Source organism: Methylobacterium sp. WL18 (genome assembly GCF_008040015.1).
Taxonomy (GTDB): Bacteria; Pseudomonadota; Alphaproteobacteria; order Rhizobiales; family Beijerinckiaceae; genus Methylobacterium; species Methylobacterium mesophilicum.
Genome location: NZ_VRVD01001108.1, coordinates 1 through 840, shown reverse-complemented (window position 1 = coordinate 840; position 840 = coordinate 1). Strand labels below are relative to the sequence as shown.

The 840-nt window shown below is 72.1% G+C and carries 1 protein-coding gene; it reads right to left on the bottom strand.

Annotated elements, in window-relative coordinates; genetic code table 11:
• Positions 1-840: HAMP domain-containing sensor histidine kinase (locus FV228_RS31190; RefSeq protein WP_147857915.1), on the bottom strand; the 840-nt coding region annotated here is incomplete at both ends.

Here is an 840-nt window from a genome sequence, read left to right as displayed (position 1 = left end):
GCATGGCGCCGCCGTGCAGGCCGACGAGGCCCTGCACCACCGAGAGGCCGAGGCCGGTGCCCTCGTGCTGGCGCTTGTAGCCGCCGCTGCCGGCCTGGAAGAACGGCGTGCCGAGCTTGGGCAGGTCGCCCTCGCCGACGCCGACGCCGGTGTCGGCGACGACGATCTCCAGGCCATCCGGGCCACGGCGCAGGGACAGGTCGACCCGGCCGCCCCGCGGGGTGAACTTCACCGCGTTCGAGATCAGGTTGATCAGCACCTGCCGGCACGCGCACAGATCGGCCGTGATCTCGATCGGCCCCGGCACGGAGACCGCCAGCGTGACCCCCGCGGTCTCGGCCTTGAGACGCATCAGGTCGCAGCAGGACTGCACCAGCGCGGCGGCGTCGAACGTCTCCGGCGCGTAATCGAAGTTGCCGCTCTGGATCCGGCTCATGTCGAGGAGCGTGTTGACGACGCCCAGGAGGTGGTGGCCGGACGAGCCGATGATCCCGGCATATTCCCGGGCCTGGTCCGGGCTGAGGCTGATCGCGCCTTCGCCAGCCAGCACCTCGGAGAAGCCGATGATCGCGTTGAGCGGCGTGCGCAGTTCGTGCGTGACGTTGGCCAGGAACCGCCCCTTGATCGCGTCGGCGCGCTCGGCCTCGGCGCGGGCGCGCTCCAGCTCCTCGGCATGGCGGTGATGTTCGGTCATGTCGCGGGTCACCGCCACCACCGTCATGGCCGTGTCGTCGGGGCCGTGCGCGATCCGGTGGGCGCGCATCTCGGCATGGATCAGGCGGGCGCCGTCGGGCCGGCCGGCGGCGGGCTCGACATGGAGGCGCAGCGGCAGGGTGGCGG